We start from the raw sequence: 18,155 nt of genomic DNA, 5'->3' as shown, positions 1-18,155 counted from the left end.
TCTCGAGCTTACTCGGGGCGCTCGAGGGCGAAGCGGTCGGTGCAGCGGCTGTAGTCGGCGCCGGCCATGCGGCCGATGGGGCGCAGGGCCTCGAGATCCACATGGCGACCGTTCCAGACCGAGGCGTCGGCATGGATCACCGTCACCTCGGCGAGCACCAGGTTGCCGGCCAGGGGCCGGTCGCCGAAGCGGATGACGTCGCGGACCCGGCAGCCGAAGGCCACCGGCGCCTCCTCGATGCGCGGCACCCGAAGCTCGCCCAGGGGCGCCTTGGTCAGACCGGCATGGGCGAACTCCTCCTCGCCCCGGGGCAGGCTGGCGCTGGTGGCGTTGAGAGCCTCGGCCAGGGCCTCCCCGCCGATGTGCACCACGCACTCTGCCACCTCGTCGAGGTTGCGGATGGTGTCCTTGGCGGCCCCCTCGCCGTTGAGCAGCGGCGAGAAGGCCAGTACCGGCGGGTCGACGCTGGCCACGTTGAAGAACGAGAAGGGTGCCAGGTTGGCTCGGCCCGCGGCATCCACGGTGGCGACCCAGGCGATGGGGCGTGGCGCGATCGCCCCCGAGAAGAGCCGGTACAGGCTGCCGGTGTCGAGGCCGTCGACGGAGTGGGAAGCATCGCTCATGGGCGGGTCCTCGGCATGGGGGAGGGGCCTCATCCCAGCATGGGCAGGCGCGGGCGTCCAGTGGCATGATGCCAAAGGGGGAGAGGGCGCGACGAGGAGGGCGAATGACCGACCAGCGACAGGGGGTGAGGCGCACCGGGATTGGCATGATGCTGGTGTTCTGGGTGCTGTTCATCGGCCTCGGCAGCTGGTGGCTGCAGGGCATGCTGGCGCATCGCGAGAATCCCAACGCCCACCTGGTCAATGCCGTGACCGGCGATGCCCTCACCCTGGAGCGCAACGTCTCGGGCCACTTCGTGGCCACCGGCCGCATCAACGGCGAGCCGGTGCCCATGCTGCTCGATACCGGGGCCACCTATGTGGCCGTGCCCGCCGGCCTGACCGACCGGCTGGGCCTGGAGCCGGAGGGCTCGGCCTGGTTCTCTACCGCCAACGGCCGGGTGCGTGGCCAGCTCACCACCCTCGACGAGGTCAGCCTCGGTGGCTTCGCCGCCCGTCAGGTGCGTGGCTCGATCAGTCCCGGTCTCGAGGACGGGGTGGTGCTGCTGGGCATGAGCTTTCTCGGGCGCTTCGATATCGAGATCCGCGGCGAGCGGATGGTGCTGCGGCTGCCACAGCGTAGTGAGGCGCCCTGACTGGCAGGTGGCCGTCGAGACGCTATGCTGGGAGCCCCATTCCCGATGTTGGAGGCCGAGCCATGGCCGTGATCCTGCAGATCCATTTCCCCTTTCCGGGCCCCTTCGGCGAGGCGATGGTCGATGTCCTGACGCCGCTGGCCCAGGGCATCAACCAGGAAGCCGGCCTGCGCTGGAAGGTCTGGACCGAATCGCCGGAGCGCCACCTGGCCGGCGGCATCTACCTGTTCGACGATGCCGTCAGCGCCGAGGCCTACCTCGACAAGCACAGCGCGCGGCTGGCCGACATGGGGGTCGAGGGCATCCAGGCGGAGATCCTCGAGGTCAACGAGGGCCTGACGGCGATCAACCACGGCCCGCTCGGAGACTGATGCCCGGCGCGTCTCGACAAGGAGTTCTGCCATGTCATGGATGCACACGCTCGGCCTGCGCTGGCCGATCCTCCAGGCGCCCATGGCCGGCGCCCAGGGCGTCGAGCTTGCGGTTGCCATTGCCGAGGCCGGGGGCCTCGGGGCCCTGCCGGCCGCGATGCTCGGGCCGGAGGCGCTGGATGCGGCCCTGCATGACTACCGCGCCCGCACCTCACGGCCCCTCAACGTCAATGCCTTCTGCCACGCCCTGCCGGCTGCGGATCCCGACGCCCTGGAGCGCTGGCAGGCCACGCTCGCGCCCTACTACGCGGAGTATGGCCTGGAAGTCCCCGCGCCACCGGCCGGCCCCGGGCGGCGGCCCTTCGACGACACGGCCTGCGACGTGCTGGAAGCCCATCGCCCCGCGGTGGTGAGCTTCCATTTCGGTCTGCCGGCCCCCGCGCTGCTGGCCCGGGTCAAGGCCTGGGGGGCGCGGGTGCTGTCCTCTGCCACCACCGTGGAGGAGGCCCGCTGGCTGGAGGCCCATGGCGCCGACGCGATCATCGCCCAGGGCCTGGAGGCCGGCGGTCACCGGGGCCACTTTCTCGACGACGATCTCACCACCCAGATGGGCACCCTGGCATTGCTGCCCCAGGTGGTCGAGGCCGTCGACGTGCCGGTGATCGCCGCCGGCGGCATCGCCGGCCCGCGCAGCGTGACCGCGGCGCGGGCACTGGGCGCCGCGGCCGTGCAGGTGGGCACGGCCTTCCTGGGGTGTCCGGAGAGCACCATCGGCGCGCTTCACCGCCAGGCCCTGACGTCGGGCGAGGCCCGGCATACCGCCTTGACCAACCTCTATAGTGGCCGCCCGGCCCGCGGCATCGTCACCCGGCTGATGCGCGAGCTCGGCCCGATGAGCGAGTCGGCGCCGCCCTTCCCCCTGGCCACGGCAGCGGTCGCGCCGTTGAGAGCCGCCGCCGAGGATGCCGGGTGCCGCGACTTCTCGCCACTCTGGGCGGGGCAGGATACCAGCGGCTGCCGAGCCATACCGGCGGCCGAGCAGCTGCGTTGGCTGGCGGGGCAGGCAGGCCTCTGACGACGCGGACGGCGGGCTGGTATCATGGATGCATGAACAGTGCCACCCCCGTCGCTCGCGTCACGGCCTCCCTGGCTGACCCCTTCTATTACCTGGCCAATTTCCAGTACGTGCTGGACTGGGTGGGCGGGCGACATGGCGACCTGCTGAGCGACACCGAACGGGCCTTCCTCGACGCCTTTCCCTGCCTGCCCCGGGCCTCCCGGGCGCTGCTGGTGCGCATGGTGATGCGCAAGGGCGAGCACTTCCGGACCTCCCGGCTCGCCTACGCGGAGATCGGCGCCACCGCCGACGCCCTGGCACCGCTGCTGGCGGCCGGCTGGGTGGACGCTGACCCGCCGCTGTCCCTCGACGAGCTGTTTCGCCAGCTGCGCCTGCCCGAGTTGCGCCAGGCCCTGGCCGAGGAGATCGCCGCCGCCGGTCTGGCCGCCGGTAGTGCCAAGGCCGTCCTGCAGGCGGCGCTGGCGCCGCGGCTGACCCGGCCACGGCGCCTCGCCGACTGGTGGCCCGCGGCGCCCGACGCGGTGGTGCGCCTGGCGGTCATGGCGCTCTGCGACCGCCTGCGACTGATGTTCTTCGGCAACCTGCGCCAGGACTGGTCGGAGTTCGTGCTCGCCGAGCTCGGCGTGCAGCGCTTCGAGACGGTACCCTTCGCCGCGGATTCCCGGGCCTTCCAGTGCCGGGGCGAGGTCGACGCCTACCTGGCCCTGCACCGGCTGCGCGAGCGCCTCGATGACGGCGAGTGTCCGCTGGCCCTGGCCGTCGAGGTGCCGGGGCGACCCGACAATCCCTGGCTGGCCGCCCGTCGCGTCCGGCTGCTGCTGCACCTGGGCCGCGAGGCGGAGCGCCGGGGCGAGGAGGCGACGGCGCTGGACTGCTACGCCGAGGCCGGCGCCGGCGAGGCGCGCATCCGCCGCTGGCGGCTGCTCGAGCGGCGCGGCGAGCATGCGCGGGCCCTGCAACTGCTCGAGACGGCCGAGGTGGCAGGCGGGCTCGCCGAGCCGGAGGCACAGGCCCTGGCGCGCCTGCGTCCGCGGCTGTGCCGCAAGCTGGGGCGGCCGGCCCCGCCCGCGGCGCCGGAGCCCCGCCCCGCGCGGCTGGACCTGCGGCTGGCGCCGGGGGCCGGCGGGGTCGAGCGGGCCGTGGCCGAGCACCTGGGCAGCGACGAGGCGCCGGTGCACTATGTCGAGAATGCCCTGGTCACCGGGCTGTTCGGCCTGCTCTGCTGGGAGGCGATCTTCGCGCCGCTGCCCGGCGCCTTCTTCCATCCCTTCCACAGCGGACCGGCGGACCTCGGCCGCGAGGACTTCGTGGCCCGGCGTCGCGACCGCTTCGACGCCTGCCTGGCCGAACTCGACGACGACCGCTATCGCGACACCCTCCGAGCCCGCTGGCGGGCCAAGCAGGGCCTGGCCTCGCCCTTCGTGCACTGGGGCGCGCTGTCCGAGCCGTTGCTCGAGCAGGCACTGGCGTGCCTGCCGGCCGCCCACCTCAAGGCCTGCTTCGAGCGGCTGCTGGCCGACCCCCGGGCCAACCGCGCCGGCCTGCCGGACCTGATCCAGTTCTTCCCGCGGGCCGCGCCAGGCGAGCTCCGCTACCGGCTGATCGAGGTCAAGGGGCCGGGGGACCGCCTGCAGGACAACCAGCGACGCTGGCTGGCCTTCTTCCAGGCCCACGACATCCCGGTGGTGGTCTGCCATGTCGGCTGGGAGACCCCATGAGCGGAGACAGCGCCGCGCCGGGCTATCGGGTCGCCGTCCGGGCGCTATGCGAGTTCACCGCCCGGCGCGGCGACCTGGACCATCGCTTCACCCCGGCCCCCAGTGCCCGCGAGGGCATCGAAGGCCATGCCCGGGTGGCGGCCCGGCGCGGCGAGGGCTATGAGGCCGAGCTGCCCCTCGCCGGATGCCGGGAGGGGCTGGTGATATCGGGGCGTGCCGATGGCTTCGACCCGGCAGCCAACCGTCTGGAGGAGATCAAGACCCATCGCGGCAACCTCGCGCGCATGGCCGACAACCAGCGCGCCCTGCACTGGGCCCAGGTGGAGGTCTACGGCGCCCTGCTGTGCGCCGAGCGAGGCCTGTCGCGGCTGACCCTGGCACTGGTCTACCTGGACATCGCCAGCGGCCGCGAGACGCTGCTGACCCGGGACGCCTCCGCGGCCGAGCTCGAGGCGGCGCTCGTGCGGCATTGCCGGGACTTCCTGGCCTGGGCCGAGCAGCAGGCAGCGCATCGCCAGCGTCGCGACGCGGCGCTGGCGGAGCTGGCCTTCCCCCATGCCGGCTTCCGCCCCGGCCAGCGGCAGCTGGCCGAGGACGCCTACCGGGCGGCGGCCACCGGGCGCTGCCTGCTGGTGGAGGCACCCACCGGCATCGGCAAGACCCTGGGAACGCTCTATCCCATGCTGGCCGCGATGCCCCGCCAGGGGCTGGATCGCCTGGCTTTTTTGACCATGAAGACCCCGGGGCGGCGCCTGGCCCTGGATGCCCTGGCCTCCCTCGGCGCCGCCGAGGGTCAGGCCCGCCTGCCGCTGCGGGTGCTGGAACTGGTGGCCCGGGACAAGGCCTGCGAGCATCCCGACCGGGCCTGCCACGGCGAGGCCTGCCCGCTGGCCGAGGGCTTCTACGATCGGCTGCCCGCGGCGCGCCAGGCGGCCGTGGCGCGTGGCTGGCTGGACCGGGCCGCGCTTCGCGAGGTGGCCCTCGACCATCGGGTCTGCCCCTACTACCTGGGCCAGGAGCTGGCGCGCTGGTGCGACGTGTTGGTGGGCGACGTCAACCACTACTTCGACGCCAGCGCCCTGATCCATGGCCTCGCCCGGGCCGACGGCACCCGGCTCGGCGTCCTGGTGGACGAGGCCCACAACCTGGTGGAGCGCGCCCGGGGCATGTACAGCGCCGAACTCGACCAGCGGCGGCTCAACCGGCTGCGCAAGGCCGCCCCGCCCACCCTGTCGCGGCCGCTAGGCCGCCTGGCCCGGCGCTGGCAGGCCCTGCTGCGCGAGGTCGACGACTGCGACTGGCAGGCCCTGGACGCGGTACCCTGGCGGCTGCTGGGGGCCCTGCAGCAGACGGTCTCGGCGGTCACCGACTATCTGGGCGAGCACCCGGCCGGCGGCGATCCGGCGCTGCAGGAGTTCCTCTTCGAGGCGCTGGCCTTCACCCGCCTGGCCGAGGCCTTCGGCGAGCACTCCCTGTGCGAGCTGCGCCGCCCGAGGCGCGGCCGGGCCGTGCTCGCCCTGCGCAACCTGGTGCCGGCGGACTTCCTGGCGCCGCGCTTCGCCACCGCCCACTCGGTGGTGCTGTTCTCGGCCACCCTGAGCCCGCCGGCCTACCACCGCGACCTGCTCGGCCTGCCCGGCGGCACCGTCGCCCGCCGGGTGGCCGCGCCCTTCGCCGCCGAGCAGCTCGAGGTACGGCTGCGCACCGACATTTCCACCCGCCTCCGGGACCGGGAGGCTTCGCTCACCCCCATCGTCGCCGAGCTGGCCGACCAGTACCGGCGTCGCCCGGGCCACTACCTGGCCTTTTTCAGCAGCTTCGCCTACCTGGAGGCGGCGCTGGCGCGCTTGCGGGAGGCCTGGCCGGCGATCCCGGTGCGCGCTCAGCACCGCGGCATGGACGAGAGCGAGCGGGAGGCCTTCCTCGCGGGCTTCGACCCAGGAGGCGCGGGGATCGCCTTCGCGGTACTCGGCGGGGCCTTTGCCGAGGGCATCGACCTGCCCGGGGAGCGGCTGGTCGGGGCCTTTGTCGCCACCCTCGGCCTGCCACCCTTCGACCCCCTCAACGAGGCCCTCAAGTCACGCCTCCAGGCCCGCTTCGGCTGCGGTGACGACTACGCCTACCGGGTGCCGGGAATGATCAAGGTGGTCCAGGCCGCGGGACGGGTGATCCGCGGCCCCGAGGATCGCGGCGTGGTGGTGCTGATGGACGACCGCTTCGCCCGCCACGAGAATCGCTCGCTGCTGCCCGACTGGTGGCGGATGGGCTAGCCCGGCTCAGGCGCCGCCCCGGGGGGGCTCGCCGCGGGGCTCGCTCACCGAGGTGACGATCTCCTCGTCCGCCTCATAGAGATCCTCCAGCTCCCGGGCCGCCTCCTGGATGGTCTGGATCTGCTGCTTTTCGTTGCCGAAGGCCTCGAGCTGTCGCAGCAGGGCCCGCTCGTCATGGGGGCGGAAGGTATCGATGGTGTGCTGAGCCCGGTCCCGGGGGATGCCCAGGCCCACCAGCACCTCCCGGGTCAGCTCCAGGCTCGCCGGCATCAGCTCGCGGATGATGTCATGGACCCCGGCACGCATCAGCAACTGGGCGTGATAGCGGTCCCGGGCCCGGGCATACAGCCGCAGGTGGGGGAAGCGTCGCCGGACCCGCTGGACGATGCGCATCGAGGCCTCGATGTCGCCCACCGCCACCACCAGCACCCGGGCCTGGTCGGCGCCGGCGGCCTCGAGCAGGTCCAGCCGCGAGGCGTCACCGAAGTAGACCTCGTTGCCGTAGCGACGCACGAACTCGACGTGGTCGGCATTGATGTCGAGGACCGTGTAGGGAATCTTCAGCCCCTGCAGGGCACGGCCCATGATCTGGCCGAAGCGCCCGAAGCCGGCAATGATGATCTGCGGCGCGGTCTGCGGGGGGCGATCGAAGTCGCGCCGCGGCCGGCGGGCCTTGAACAGCGGGCGCACCAGCCGGGCATGGGCCAGGAAGAGCACCGGGGTGGCGGCCATCGACAGCGACACCACCAGCACCAGCAGGCCGACCAGCGCCGGGTCCAGCAGGGCGGCGGCACCGGCCGCGGTGAGCAGCACGAAGCCGAACTCGCCGCCCTGGGAGAGCAGTGCGCCGAGGTTCAGGCCGGCGCGCCAGCCGGTGCCGTAGGCCCGGGCCGCGGCCACCACGCTCAGCCACTTGGCAGCGAGCAGCAGCGCCGTGAGGGCGAGGATCAGGCCCGGCCGCTCGGCCAGCAGGCCGATCTGCGCGGTCATGCCCACCGCCATGAAGAACAGCCCCAGCAGCAATCCCCGGAAGGGCTCGATGTCCGCCTCGATGCTGTGGCGGTACTCCGAGTCGGCCAGCAGCACCCCGGCGATGAAGGCGCCGAGCGCCATGGACAGCCCGGCGAGCGCCATCAGCAGGGCGGCGCCGATCACCACCAGCAGGGCGGTGCCGGCGAAGACCTCGCGGCTGCGGGTGGCGGCGGCAAAGCGGAACAGCGGCCGCAGCAGGTAGCGGCCGCCGATGATCAGTCCGGCGAAGGCGCCCACAGCCACCAGCACCTCGCCGAGCAGGGTGAACCAGCCGCCGGCCATGGGCGAGTCGGCGGTCAGCAGGGGGAGGGCGGCGAGAACGGGGATCGCCGCCAGGTCCTGGAACAGCAGCAGGGCAAAGGCGTAGCGGCCGTGGCGGCTGGACAGCTCGCCGCGTTCCCCCAGCAGCTGCAGCACCAGGGGCGTGGAGCACAGCCCCAGGCTGAAGCCCACCACCAGGGCGGCGGAGGGTGCCAGGCCCAGGGCCAGGGCGCCGAGGGTGAGCACCAGGGTGGTCACTGCCACCTGCAGGCAGCCGAAGCCGAACACCGCCTTGTGCATCAACTTGAGGCGCGCCGGCTTGAGCTCCAGGCCGATGACGAACAGCAGGAAGACGAGGCCCACCTGAGAGAACTGCAGCACCGCCTCGGCATCCGGGACCAGGCCCAGCACCGAGGGGCCAATGAGCACGCCGGCGATCAGGTAGCCAAGTACCTCGCCAAGCCCCAGGCGCTTGACCAGCGGCACGATCAGCACGGCGGCGGCGAGAAAGATCAGGACGTTGTAGAGAAGGTCGATGGCCAAGGGAGCATCCTTTCGGCTCGAGTCAACACAAGATGGCGACCGGCGTTCATCATACCGCACGGGACCGCCTGGTGTTCCAAGCAAGGAATGGGCCAGTTCGCCGAGGCGCGAGGGCCAGGGGCACGCAGGCTTCACCGGCCATCGGGAAACGCAGCCACACGCACGGGGTGCCATGCTGTGGGTACACACCCCGACCTGGAGATTGATCAGGAGGTGCGGCATGTCTGGACGTTTTCCCGCGCGGCAGGACGGTGTCCTGTATCTGACCGAGGGCGGTTCGGAAACCGAGATCATGTACAAGTTCGGGCACAAGCTGCCCCATTTCGCCATGTTCCCGCTGCTTGACGACCCGGCGGCCGTCGCCGACCTGCGCGGCATGTACGAGCGCTATCTCGAGGTCGCCGCCCGGCATGGCTTCGCCGCCATGATGGGCGGACTCGACTACCGGGCGAGTCCGGACTGGGCCGAGCGGTTGGGCTATTCGCGTGCGGGGCTCGCCGAGATGCAGCATCGGGCGATCGACTTCCTGCGAGAGGTCTCGGCGCCGTATCGGGAGCGGCTGCCGGCCATCCTCGTCCTCGGCGTCGTCGGGCCGCGCGGCGATGCCTACGGCACCGGTGGCGACATTACCGCCGCCGAGGCCGAGGACTATCACGGCGTCCAGCTCGAGACCCTCGAGGCGGCAGGCGTCGACGGCGTCTGGGCGGCAACCTTCAACAGCGTGCCCGAGGCGATCGGCCTCTCCCGGGCCGCGGCCGACATCGGCCTGCCCCTCAACCTGTCCTTCACTCTGGACAGCCGCTGCCGGTTGGCTTCGGGGCCCAGCCTGCGTGAGGCGATCGAGGCAGTGGATGCCGAGACGGGGGCGTCGGCCCCGGACTCCTATGGCCTCAATTGCTCCCATCCGCTGGAGTTCGCGCCGGCCCTGGAGCCCGGCGACTGGATCCAACGGCTACGCAGCCTGCGTCCCAATGCCGCGCGGATGGACAAGATCGCCTTGTGCAAGCTCGGTCACCTGGAGGAAGGGGATCCGCCCGAGCTGGGTCGCCTGATGGGTGATCTGGCGCGTCGCTACCCGCATATCGATATCTGGGGCGGATGCTGTGGAAGCTGGGAGACGCATCTCGAGGAAATCGCCCGCAATGTGCATCAGGCGAGGAGCGGCATCGTCCCTTGACCGCCAGTGTCGAGGCCCGACGAGGCAGCGCTTAGGGGGGGAGCCGCTCGCGTTGGTGTTGGCGCCGGTCCCGGAAGGCGATGGGGTAGGGGAAAGAGGGCCGGCCGGCGAGGCATGGCGCCTCATGGGCGGTGCCGGTATTCGTCGGCCTGTCTCCGCATTCCGGAGACTCGGGCCGCGGCGCCACCGGCCCCGCTGGATATCTCTGCTACCAGGGTGACCGCCAAGCTGTGCTGGGCGACAATCCCACTGGATCACCAATCCACGATCCCCGGGAGGCCCCATGCGACTCAATGCCGATTTTTCCCGCCGGGCGGTGGTTACCCCCGACCAGTACCGCTGGGTGGAGTCCCCTACACCCGGGGTCGAGCGGATGATGCTCGATCGTGTCGGCGAGGAGGTGGCCCGGGCTACCTCCCTGGTGCGCTATGCGCCGAATAGTCACTTCCCGCGCCACGAGCATGGCGGCGGGGAGGAGATCCTGGTGCTGGAAGGCGAGTTCGCCGACGAGCACGGTAGCTATCCGGCGGGCTGCTACCTGCGCAATCCCATTGGCACCAGCCATGCGCCGCGGGTGGGGGAGCAGGGCGCGACGATCTTCGTCAAGCTGCACCAGTTCGCGGCGGCGGACACCGCCCGGACGGTCATCGACACCCGCTCCGGCACCTGGACGCCGGGCCAGGCCGAGGGTGTCGAGGTGATGGTACTGCACGACGTCGCGGGCGAGCACGTGGCCCTGGAGCGCTGGGCCCCGAATACCCGCTTGCCGTCCCGTGCCCACCGGGGCGGCGAGGAGATCCTGGTGCTCGACGGCCGTTTCCACGACGAGCATGGCGACTACCCCGCCGGCACCTGGCTGCGCAGCCCCCCTGGCAGCCAGCACACGCCTTTCACCGGCGAGGAGGGCGCACTGCTCTACGTGAAGGTGGGGCATCTGCCGCCTGGTTAAGGCACCGCTGGGTTACCGGCGCTGACAATTCTCGTTCGACCGCGATTGTGCGTTTCGCGGCCGCTGTGCTACCCCTAGGGACGGCACTTCGCCGAATGGAAATGGACAAGGAGGCGTCGCATGGGTATCGAAGTCGGTGGCTTGCTGGGCCTGATCTGGCTCATCATCGTCATCTGGGCCATCGTCAAGGTGGCCAAGAGCTCGGCCGGAGGGCTGGCCAAGCTGATCTGGATCCTGGTCCTGTTGTTCTTCCCGCTGGTCGGGCTGATCATCTGGTTGCTGTTCGGGCCCAAGGGCTAGCCGGGCCTAGCCTTCCTCTTCGGCGGGCGCCTCGCGGTCCAGCAGGGCCGCGAGCGCCTGGTGGTGCGCGTCGAGCCGGAAGCGCCGTGCCCCCTGCTCCCGCCAGGGATCTGCCTTCTGGCCCAGGCGGCGCAGCAGGTTGCGCATCGTCCAGTCCCGCGGGGCCGCACCACGCTCGACCTCCGACCATGACAGGGGCGTGGCCACCGGTGCGCCTTCCCGGGCGCGCACCGCATAGGGGGCCACCGCGGTGGCCCCGTAGGCATTGCGCAGCACGTCCAGGAACAGCCGTCCGCGGCGCTGTGCCTTGCGCTGTGCCAGGGTATAGCGGGCCGGGTGTCGCCGGACCAGCACCCGGGCGACATCCCGGGCGAAGCCCCGCACCGTGTCGAAGCCCTCGCCGCCGTCGAGCGGTACCACCACATGGAAGCCCCGTGAGCCGGTCGTCTGAACCCCGGGAGTGATCGACAGCTCCGCCAGTAGGTCGCGCAGGTCCAGGGCGGCGCGGCGCACCCTGGCGTCCTCCTCGCGGCCCTCCGCCGGGTCGAGATCGAAGATCAGCCGGTCGGGATGCTCGAGGTCGTCGGCCGGTGACAGATAGCGGTGAGGCGTGATCATGGCCTGGTTCGCCAGGTAGACCAGGGCCGCCCGGGAGTCGATGCGCGGGGCCAGGAAGTGGCCGCCCTCACGCCTGGGAAAACGCACCCGGGGAATCCAGTCGGGGAAGTACGTCGGTGCATCCTTCTGGTAGAACCCCTCTCCGTCGAGGCCGTCGGGAAAGCGCTGCAGGCTGACCGGGTTATCCGCAAGGTGCGGCACCAGGATGGGCGCGATCCTGTCGTAGTAGTCGATGAGGTCGCCCTTGGTCAGGCCTGTCCCGGGGAAGAGCAGCTTGTCGCGGTGCGTGATCGCCAGGCGGTGACCGTCGATGGTGACCGACTTCCCGTGGGCGCCTGCCTCAGGCATCGTCCGTTCCCTCCTCGGCGGCGACCTGTGCCAGGGTGCGCCCCGTGACGACGGACGCCGGCTCGCTGGAAGTGGGGTTGCGCCGGGCATCCGCGGCCGCGTCGTCGATCTTGACCAGCAGCCAGTCCTTGCCCTTGTCCAGCCGCGTGTGGATCAAGGCGTAGCCGCCGCGCAGCTTCTGCCCCTCCAGCCAGATGCTGGCGTGGCCCTCGGCAAGCTGCTCGGCGAGCGAGGGCGCGTCGTCGCCTTCCTTGAGGCTGCGGTAGCGGCCGCGATCCCAGATCAGCACGGTGCCGGCGCCATAGTTGCCCGTGGGGATCACGCCCTCGAAGTCGGCATAGGCCAGCGGGTGGTCTTCGGTGGGAATGGCCAGGCGCTTGACCCGCGGGTCGGTGGAAGGGCCCTTGGGGACCGCCCAGGACTTGAGCACGCCGTCGACCTCGAGGCGGAAGTCGTAGTGGAGGGTGGAGGCATCATGCTGCTGGACGACGAAGATCGGCCCCTCGTCCCGGCCACGCAGCGGCGTCTCGCCCATGGGCTCACGGGTGCGGCGAGGGTCGCGCTTCTCGCGGTAGCGGGCGAGCTTGTCGGTGGACGGGGACATGGCACTCGCTCCTATCGAGACCTGTCCCCCAGTCTAGCCGCTCGGGGCGAGCGTCAGGGCAGGTCCCGGGGCTCGCCCCGTTCGCACTTGACGCAGTCGAGTGCCAACCCCAGGCGGGAGCGCCGGCCTTCCGCGGTGGTCACCCAGGGCCGCTCGACCCAGGGCGGCTGGTGGCGCACGTGCTGGTTATGGCCGCAGGCCAGCTCGGCCACCCAGTGGCCTTCGTCGTCGCGATGATAGCCGATGATCGCCTGTCGCATGCCTCCTCCTCAGCGTGATCCCTCATAGCGGCGTAGATGGCCGTCGACGACCGCCTCGATATCGGCCAGGGTCGCCTCGTCGAAGGCCGCCATGCCGAGCCGACGCAGCAACGGTTCGCGGCCCACCAGGAAGAACACGATCTGGCCGACCAGGGTATGGGTCTCGAGGATCACCCGGCGATCGTCGACCGGACGATCGGTGAGACGGGCGATCAGGGAGCCGAGCGTCGCCTGGACGACCCCGAAGGCCTGGGCCTGGAGGATCTCGAAGGCCTCGCTGGGATGGACCTGCTCGCGCATTACCAGCAGCAGCCACTGGCGGCAGTCGTCGTCGGCGGCGAAGGTGCGCACCATGCGTCGGGTGATGGCGCGCAGCTTGACCAGGGCGGCGTCGCGCTCCTCGGGGACCATTGGTTCCCCCGCCTCGCCGAGCGCCAGGCGCTGGCGCAGCTGGTCGGCGATATAGCGGGCCGCCGCCAGGTAGAGCCCGTGCTTGTTGTCGAAGTGGTAGGCGATGGAGCCGATATTGGCCCCGGCCGCGTCGGCCAGCATGCGGGTGGTGGTGGCCTTGTAGCCGTGCTCGCCGAACAGACGGATGCCGGCCTGGATCAGCCGGTCCCGGGTGACGGCAGGGTCGGGGCGGGTGCGGGGCGCCATGGCGTCAGTCCCCCCTGGCCGGTGCGCGGGTGTCGATGCCGAAGAAGAGGGTATAGAGCACCGGCACCACGCCCAGGCTCATGACGGTGCCGATGCCCAAACCGAAGGCCATGGCCCCGGCCATGCCGTAGAACAGCGGGTCGCGGCCGAGGATCAACGGCAGGAAGCCGAGGATGGTGGTGATCGCCGACATCAGGATCGGCCGCAGGCGCCGCGCCGAGGCCTTGATGACGGCGTCGCGCCCGGACAGCGCGGGATCGGTGCGCTCGATATCGATGCGGTCGATCAGCACGATGGCGTTGTTGATGATGATGCCGGCCAGGCTGTAGATACCCAGTAACACCATGAAGCCGAAGTCGGCGCGGGTGGCCAGCAAGCCCAGAGCCACGCCGACGATCACCAGCGGGATGGTGGCGATGATCACCAGGGGCCGCTTGAAGGAGTTGAACTGGCCCACCAGCAGGATGAAGATCATCCCGATGCACAACGGCAGATTGGCCTGCAGCGCGGCCTGGCCCTCCTTGGACTCCACCACCACGCCGTCGAACTCGATCCAGTGGCCCGGCGGCAGCTCGGCCTCCAGCGCGCGCAGGGCCGGCTCCACTCTCGGCACCATGTCCTCGGCGGTGTACTGCCGGTTGCGCCCCTCGATGGTGATGGTGCGCACCAGGTTCTCGCGGTCGATGCGGTAGTAGCCGTTTTCCAGCCGGACCTCGGCCACCTGGTTCAGGGGTACGCCCTCCCCGGGGGTGCCCAGCGGATAGACGGTCAGTGACTTCAGGCGCTCGACGCTGCCGCGCTGCTCGTCAGCATAGCGCAGCATCACCGGGATGATGTCGTCGCCCTCGCGGTAGTGGCTCAGGTGGTAGCCGTCGATGGCCCCCGTGAGCGAGCGGGCGATATCCTCGGAGGTGATGCCGGCACTGCGGGCCCGGGCCTGGTCGACCTCGATGGACAGCGAGGGAATCCGTGCCTCCCAGCTCTGGCGGATGTCCCGAGCGCCCTCGAGGCCGCGCAGGACGTCCTCCACCGCTTCGGCTGCCGCGAACAGCACTTCCCGGTCCGGCCCCTTGACCTGCACCTGGAGCAGGGTGCTGTCGGAGGGGCCGAGGAACATCCGCGTGACCTGGGGCGAGAGGTCCGGGTGGCGGGTAGCCAGGAAGGTGCGGGTGGCATGGATCACCGCCTCGACCCGGTCGCGGTCGGCGACGTTTAGCACCAGGAAGCCCTTGTTGGGCGCCGGGTCGAGGGGCGTCAGGGAGAGCACGAAGCGGGGGCCGCCGAAGCCGGCATAGGCGGCCACGCTGGTGACGTCGTCGGCCAGGGCGGGAGCAGTCAACAGGGCATCGCTCAGGGCCTGGACCCGGCGGTCGGTGAGGTTCTCGGCAATGTCCGAGGGGAAGTCGATGGTCACCAGCACCTGGTTGCGGTCGGAGTCGGGGAAGAACTTCTTCGGCACCAGCTGCATCATCGCCACCCCGGCCACCAGGGTCAGGGCCATGGCGGCGAGGAACAGGCCCCGGTGGTGCAGCAGCCTGCCGAGCCCGCGGTCGTAGCGCCGGGCGACCCAGCCGAAGGCCCGGTCGGAGAGGCTGGGGGCCTCGCCGCCCGGCCCGTCAGTGGTCTCCCGGGCGGCTCGTGGGGTCTTCAGGAAGCGATAGCACAGCGCCGGGGTGACGGTCATCGACAGGAACCAGGAGCTCAGCAGGGTGATGGCGATGACGATGGAGATCGAGCGGGTGTACTCGCCGGAGGCATGTTCGGCGAGCATCAGCGGCAGGAACACCAGGATGGTAGTCAGGCTGGACGACAACAGCGGCAGGGCCAGTTCGGCGCCTGTCTCGCGGATGGCCTGGTCGCGGTCGTTGCCGGCTTCCAGCCGGGTCTTGAAGTCCTCGGCGACGACGATGGCGTTGTCCACCAGCAGGCCGAGGGCGATCACCAGGGTGGCCAGGCTGGCCCGCTGCAGGGTCAGTTCCGCCAGGCCCATGATGGCCAGCGTCACCAGCATGACCGTGGGGATGATCGAGCCGACGATCAGCCCGGTGCGCAGGCCCAGGAAGAGGATTACCACGCCCAGCACGATGGCCAGCGTCTGCATGACGCTGGCGGTCACCCCGTAGACGGCATTGGCCACCTGGTCGGGCTGGAAGGTCATGATGTCCAGGCGGTAGCCGGCCGGCAGGGTGGTGCGGATCGCGTCCAGGCGGGCCTGGATGGCCTGGCCGAAGTCCAGCACGCTCTGGCCCTCGAGCATCGAGACCGCGAAGACGATGGCGGGCTCGCCGTTGAAGTAGGCGGGCTTGTCCGCCGGGTCCTCGTAGCCGCGGCGGATCTCGCCCAGGTCGCGCAGTCGCAGGGTGCCGCCGTCGGGCAGGCGCAGCTCGGTGTCGCCCAGTGCCGCGAGGCTGTCGAATTCGCCGCTGACCTCCAGGGCCAGGCGCTGCTCGCCGGCCTCGACGATGCCGCCGGGAGGGAAGATGTTGCGACTCTGGATCTGGCCGGCCAGGTCTCCCGGGGAGAGGCCGAGCTCCGCCAGCCGCGCCTCGGCGATATTGATGAAGATGCGCTGATCCTGAAGGCCCAGCAGCTCGACCTTCTTGGTGCCGGCCACCTCATACAGGGCGGTGCGGATGTGTTCGGCGATCTCCTGCTGCTCGGCCTGGGGGAAGTCTGTGGCGGTGAGCGCCGCGGTGACCACGGCCACGTCGCCGAAGTCGTCATTGAGCACCGGGGCCCGGGTGCCGGCCGGTAGCGCCGGGCGTGCCGCCTCGACCTTCTGGCGGACCTCGTCCCAGATCTGTTCCAGGTCGAAGTAGCGGTCCTGGATCTCTACATGGAGGATCGAGCGGCCGCGCATGGAGGTCGAGCTGATCCGCTCGACCTCGCCGATGGTGCGGATGCTCTCCTCCAGGGGCTTGGTGATGTTCTCCTCGACCTGGGCGGCCGGCAGGCCGGGGAAGGCGGTGGTCACCACCGCCTCGCGCACGGTGATTTCGGGGTCCTCCCGGGCCGGCAGGGTGAAGTAGCTGAACAGGCCATAGAGCATGGCCACCAGGGTGGCCAGGTAGAAGACCGGACGGCGCTGCAGGGCGAGCTGGCTCAGGTTCATGGCGGCCTCAGTTGTAGCGTTCCGGCCCGTGGCCGAGCAGGCTCACGGTCTGGCCGGGGCGCACGAACTCGGCGCCGCGGGCCACGATGCGCTCGCCCGGTGCCAGTGCGCCGCGCACCGAGGCCCGGCCATCCGCCATCGTTACCACCTCCACCGCGACCCGCTCCAGCCGCCGGTCGTCGGTGATGCGCAGCACATGGGCGCGTCCCTCGCCGTCGAAGACCAGGGCGGTCATCGGTACCGGCAACCGCGGCGTGGCTTCGCCGGCGTCCTCGTCCAGCGACAGCTCGACCCGGGCGGTCATCCCCGAGCGTAGCCCGGGGGGTGGGGCGTCCACTGCCAGGATCACCGGGTAGTCGTTGGAGGAGCGAGGCTGGGTGCCCAGGTGGCGCAGGGTAGCGGCGCTTTCGGCGTCCCCCAGGGCGGGCAGGATGACGCGGTGCGTCGAGCCCGCCGGGAGGGCGCCGACCAGCGTTTCGGGCACGCTGGTCTCCACCTCGAAGCCTTCCCGGTCGGAGATCACCTCGAGCACCGGCTGGCTGGCGCCGACCCGTTCGGAGGGCTCGGCCTGGCGCCGGCTCACCGAGCCGTCGAAGGGGGCCTCGAGGGTGGTCAGCGTCAGGTCGCGCTCGGCCAGCTCCCGGGCCGCCTGGGCCGACGCCTGCCGGGATTCGGCGGTGCCCAGGGCGGCCCGGGCGGCGTCCAGCCGGGTCTCGCTGACATAGCCCTTGTCGGCGAGGCTGGCCTGGCGCTGGTAGTCCTGGCGCTTCTCGCGCAGCACTGCCTGGGCCTCGCGCTCCTCGGCACGCCGCTGTCGGGCCACCAGCCGATAGCGGGCGTCGTCGAGCTCGGCCAGGACGTCACCGGCGACGAAACGCTCGCCGACCTCGACGTTCAGGCGGCGGATCTCCCCGGGGATCTCGAAGCTCAGGGTGGTGCGCTCGGCGGCCTTGACCCGGCCCGAGAGGCGCGTGATGGCGGCTCCGTTGCCGGCCTGGATGACGTGGCTGTCCACCACCGTGGGCGGTGGCTCGGGGGGCGGTCCCGCCTCCGGCGAGCAGCCCGTGGCCAGCAGTGACAGGATGGCCAGCAGCCCCCAGATGGCCGAAAGGCGGTTGAACGACATGGCTGCGGTCCTCGCGTGCGATCGTCGGGCATCGATACGCCCGAGGCGTTGCCGGCAGTGTATTAATCATTTGATTAAATCGCAATTCTGTCGGGAACGGACAGCCGGGGTCAACGACGTCGCCCCGCCCGGCAGGGCCGGGCGGGGCGACGTTGCGCGGCCCCATCGGCCAGACGGGCCGAGGGGGTGAGCGTGTGCGTCAGCTCGAGGCGGTGGGGCTGGGCCCGGGCATGACGCTGGCCGCACTGGCGGCCCCCAGGTCGCTGGCGATGGGCTCGTCCTGCGCTTGCCACAGCTCGCGCTCCGCCTCGCTGGCCTTCGGCGAGAACAGCCCGGTCTGCGCATAGAGCAGGCCGATCACCGGCGACAGCCAGCAGGCGAAGGCCAGCGGGATATACAGCAGGTTCACGACATTGCCCTCGACGATGCCCAGCCCCAGCGCGCTGATCACGAAGGCCCCGCCGGCGTTCCAG

At 71.1% G+C, this 18,155-nt stretch carries 16 protein-coding genes and 1 pseudogene; 8 read left to right on the top strand and 9 right to left on the bottom strand.

From position 1 onward, the window contains the following. Nucleotides 1-8 precede the first annotated feature (8 nt). On the bottom strand, nucleotides 9-623 hold the full coding sequence (locus tag EKG36_RS19800; RefSeq protein ID WP_126487005.1) for a flavin reductase family protein: 615 nt from the start codon (nucleotides 621-623) through the stop codon (nucleotides 9-11). 104 nt (nucleotides 624-727) lie between these two features. Here EKG36_RS19800 and EKG36_RS19795 point away from each other — a divergent pair, with 104 nt between their 5' ends. From EKG36_RS19795 to EKG36_RS19775, 5 genes are all read left to right on the top strand, one after another. Further along, nucleotides 728-1,258 (top strand): retropepsin-like aspartic protease family protein, encoded by a 531-nt coding sequence (locus EKG36_RS19795; RefSeq protein WP_126487004.1) that lies wholly within the window; start codon nucleotides 728-730, stop codon nucleotides 1,256-1,258. A 62-nt stretch (nucleotides 1,259-1,320) separates the two neighbouring features. Then, the gene (locus tag EKG36_RS19790) at nucleotides 1,321-1,629 is read left to right on the top strand and encodes a monooxygenase (protein ID WP_126487003.1); all 309 of its coding nucleotides are present in this window, start codon (nucleotides 1,321-1,323) and stop codon (nucleotides 1,627-1,629) included. 31 nt (nucleotides 1,630-1,660) lie between these two features. Next, on the top strand, nucleotides 1,661-2,704 hold the full coding sequence (locus tag EKG36_RS19785) for an NAD(P)H-dependent flavin oxidoreductase (protein WP_126487002.1): 1,044 nt from the start codon (nucleotides 1,661-1,663) through the stop codon (nucleotides 2,702-2,704). A gap of 32 nt (nucleotides 2,705-2,736) precedes the next feature. Further along, entirely contained in the window at nucleotides 2,737-4,425 is a 1,689-nt protein-coding gene (locus tag EKG36_RS19780; RefSeq protein WP_126487001.1) for a VRR-NUC domain-containing protein, read from the top strand. Then, a complete protein-coding gene (locus EKG36_RS19775) occupies nucleotides 4,422-6,695 on the top strand; it encodes an ATP-dependent DNA helicase (protein ID WP_126487000.1) in 2,274 nt (757 codons plus the stop codon). Before EKG36_RS19780 ends, EKG36_RS19775 begins: the two co-directional genes overlap by 4 nt. Nucleotides 6,696-6,701: 6 nt before the next feature. Here EKG36_RS19775 and EKG36_RS19770 read toward each other — a convergent pair whose 3' ends face one another. Then, complete coding sequence (locus tag EKG36_RS19770; RefSeq protein WP_126486999.1) at nucleotides 6,702-8,531, bottom strand: monovalent cation:proton antiporter-2 (CPA2) family protein; 1,830 nt, start codon at nucleotides 8,529-8,531, stop codon at nucleotides 6,702-6,704. Between the two features lie 220 nt (nucleotides 8,532-8,751). Here EKG36_RS19770 and EKG36_RS19765 point away from each other — a divergent pair, with 220 nt between their 5' ends. From EKG36_RS19765 to EKG36_RS19755, 3 genes are all read left to right on the top strand, one after another. After that, entirely contained in the window at nucleotides 8,752-9,708 is a 957-nt protein-coding gene (locus EKG36_RS19765) for a homocysteine S-methyltransferase family protein (RefSeq protein ID WP_126486998.1), read from the top strand. Between the two features lie 283 nt (nucleotides 9,709-9,991). Next, the gene (locus EKG36_RS19760) at nucleotides 9,992-10,657 is read left to right on the top strand and encodes a cupin domain-containing protein (protein WP_126486997.1); all 666 of its coding nucleotides are present in this window, start codon (nucleotides 9,992-9,994) and stop codon (nucleotides 10,655-10,657) included. A gap of 120 nt (nucleotides 10,658-10,777) precedes the next feature. Then, on the top strand, nucleotides 10,778-10,957 hold the full coding sequence (locus tag EKG36_RS19755; protein ID WP_126486996.1) for a PLDc N-terminal domain-containing protein: 180 nt from the start codon (nucleotides 10,778-10,780) through the stop codon (nucleotides 10,955-10,957). A gap of 6 nt (nucleotides 10,958-10,963) precedes the next feature. Here the strand turns inward: EKG36_RS19755 and ligD are convergent, their stop codons facing one another. From ligD to EKG36_RS19720, 7 genes and pseudogenes are all read right to left on the bottom strand, one after another. Beyond that, entirely contained in the window at nucleotides 10,964-11,923 is a 960-nt protein-coding gene (gene ligD / locus EKG36_RS19750; RefSeq protein ID WP_126486995.1) for a non-homologous end-joining DNA ligase, read from the bottom strand. Continuing rightward, complete coding sequence (locus tag EKG36_RS19745) at nucleotides 11,916-12,527, bottom strand: DNA polymerase ligase N-terminal domain-containing protein (protein ID WP_126486994.1); 612 nt, start codon at nucleotides 12,525-12,527, stop codon at nucleotides 11,916-11,918. The genes ligD and EKG36_RS19745 overlap by 8 nt, the downstream gene beginning before the upstream one ends. Nucleotides 12,528-12,580: 53 nt before the next feature. Next, complete coding sequence (locus tag EKG36_RS19740) at nucleotides 12,581-12,787, bottom strand: DUF3565 domain-containing protein (RefSeq protein ID WP_126486993.1); 207 nt, start codon at nucleotides 12,785-12,787, stop codon at nucleotides 12,581-12,583. A gap of 9 nt (nucleotides 12,788-12,796) precedes the next feature. Continuing rightward, the gene (locus tag EKG36_RS19735; protein WP_126486992.1) at nucleotides 12,797-13,444 is read right to left on the bottom strand and encodes a CerR family C-terminal domain-containing protein; all 648 of its coding nucleotides are present in this window, start codon (nucleotides 13,442-13,444) and stop codon (nucleotides 12,797-12,799) included. Between the two features lie 4 nt (nucleotides 13,445-13,448). Then, nucleotides 13,449-16,556 carry an efflux RND transporter permease subunit gene (locus EKG36_RS19730; RefSeq protein ID WP_126486991.1) on the bottom strand — a complete coding sequence of 1,036 codons (3,108 nt, stop codon included), beginning with the start codon at nucleotides 16,554-16,556 and terminating at the stop codon, nucleotides 13,449-13,451. A 7-nt stretch (nucleotides 16,557-16,563) separates the two neighbouring features. Then, on the bottom strand, nucleotides 16,564-17,682 hold the full coding sequence (locus EKG36_RS19725) for an efflux RND transporter periplasmic adaptor subunit (protein WP_126486990.1): 1,119 nt from the start codon (nucleotides 17,680-17,682) through the stop codon (nucleotides 16,564-16,566). A gap of 199 nt (nucleotides 17,683-17,881) precedes the next feature. Next, a pseudogene (locus tag EKG36_RS19720) lies at nucleotides 17,882-18,155 on the bottom strand (Na+/H+ antiporter NhaC); the annotation flags it as partial.

The organism is Halomonas nitroreducens, from assembly GCF_003966155.1.
Classification (GTDB): domain Bacteria; phylum Pseudomonadota; class Gammaproteobacteria; order Pseudomonadales; family Halomonadaceae; genus Halomonas; species Halomonas nitroreducens.
The sequence above is the reverse complement of the archived record's forward strand: the minus strand, read 5'-3'. Positions and strand labels throughout refer to the sequence as shown.

Excerpts from the sequence above, each read along its gene's own strand:
- EKG36_RS19775 (WP_126487000.1), top strand. The coding sequence starts at position 4,422 with ATGAGCGGAGACAGCGCCGCGCCGGGCTATCGGGTCGCCGTCCGGGCG.
- EKG36_RS19760 (WP_126486997.1), top strand. The coding sequence starts at position 9,992 with ATGCGACTCAATGCCGATTTTTCCCGCCGGGCGGTGGTTACCCCCGAC.
- EKG36_RS19795 (WP_126487004.1), top strand. The coding sequence starts at position 728 with ATGACCGACCAGCGACAGGGGGTGAGGCGCACCGGGATTGGCATGATG.
- EKG36_RS19800 (WP_126487005.1), bottom strand. The coding sequence starts at position 623 with ATGAGCGATGCTTCCCACTCCGTCGACGGCCTCGACACCGGCAGCCTG.
- EKG36_RS19790 (WP_126487003.1), top strand. The coding sequence starts at position 1,321 with ATGGCCGTGATCCTGCAGATCCATTTCCCCTTTCCGGGCCCCTTCGGC.
- EKG36_RS19745 (WP_126486994.1), bottom strand. The coding sequence starts at position 12,527 with ATGTCCCCGTCCACCGACAAGCTCGCCCGCTACCGCGAGAAGCGCGAC.
- EKG36_RS19740 (WP_126486993.1), bottom strand. The coding sequence starts at position 12,787 with ATGCGACAGGCGATCATCGGCTATCATCGCGACGACGAAGGCCACTGG.
- EKG36_RS19765 (WP_126486998.1), top strand. The coding sequence starts at position 8,752 with ATGTCTGGACGTTTTCCCGCGCGGCAGGACGGTGTCCTGTATCTGACC.
- EKG36_RS19735 (WP_126486992.1), bottom strand. The coding sequence starts at position 13,444 with ATGGCGCCCCGCACCCGCCCCGACCCTGCCGTCACCCGGGACCGGCTG.
- EKG36_RS19780 (WP_126487001.1), top strand. The coding sequence starts at position 2,737 with ATGAACAGTGCCACCCCCGTCGCTCGCGTCACGGCCTCCCTGGCTGAC.
- EKG36_RS19755 (WP_126486996.1), top strand. The coding sequence starts at position 10,778 with ATGGGTATCGAAGTCGGTGGCTTGCTGGGCCTGATCTGGCTCATCATC.
- ligD (WP_126486995.1), bottom strand. The coding sequence starts at position 11,923 with ATGCCTGAGGCAGGCGCCCACGGGAAGTCGGTCACCATCGACGGTCAC.
- EKG36_RS19785 (WP_126487002.1), top strand. The coding sequence starts at position 1,661 with ATGTCATGGATGCACACGCTCGGCCTGCGCTGGCCGATCCTCCAGGCG.
- EKG36_RS19730 (WP_126486991.1), bottom strand. The coding sequence starts at position 16,556 with ATGAACCTGAGCCAGCTCGCCCTGCAGCGCCGTCCGGTCTTCTACCTG.
- EKG36_RS19725 (WP_126486990.1), bottom strand. The coding sequence starts at position 17,682 with ATGTCGTTCAACCGCCTTTCGGCCATCTGGGGGCTGCTGGCCATCCTG.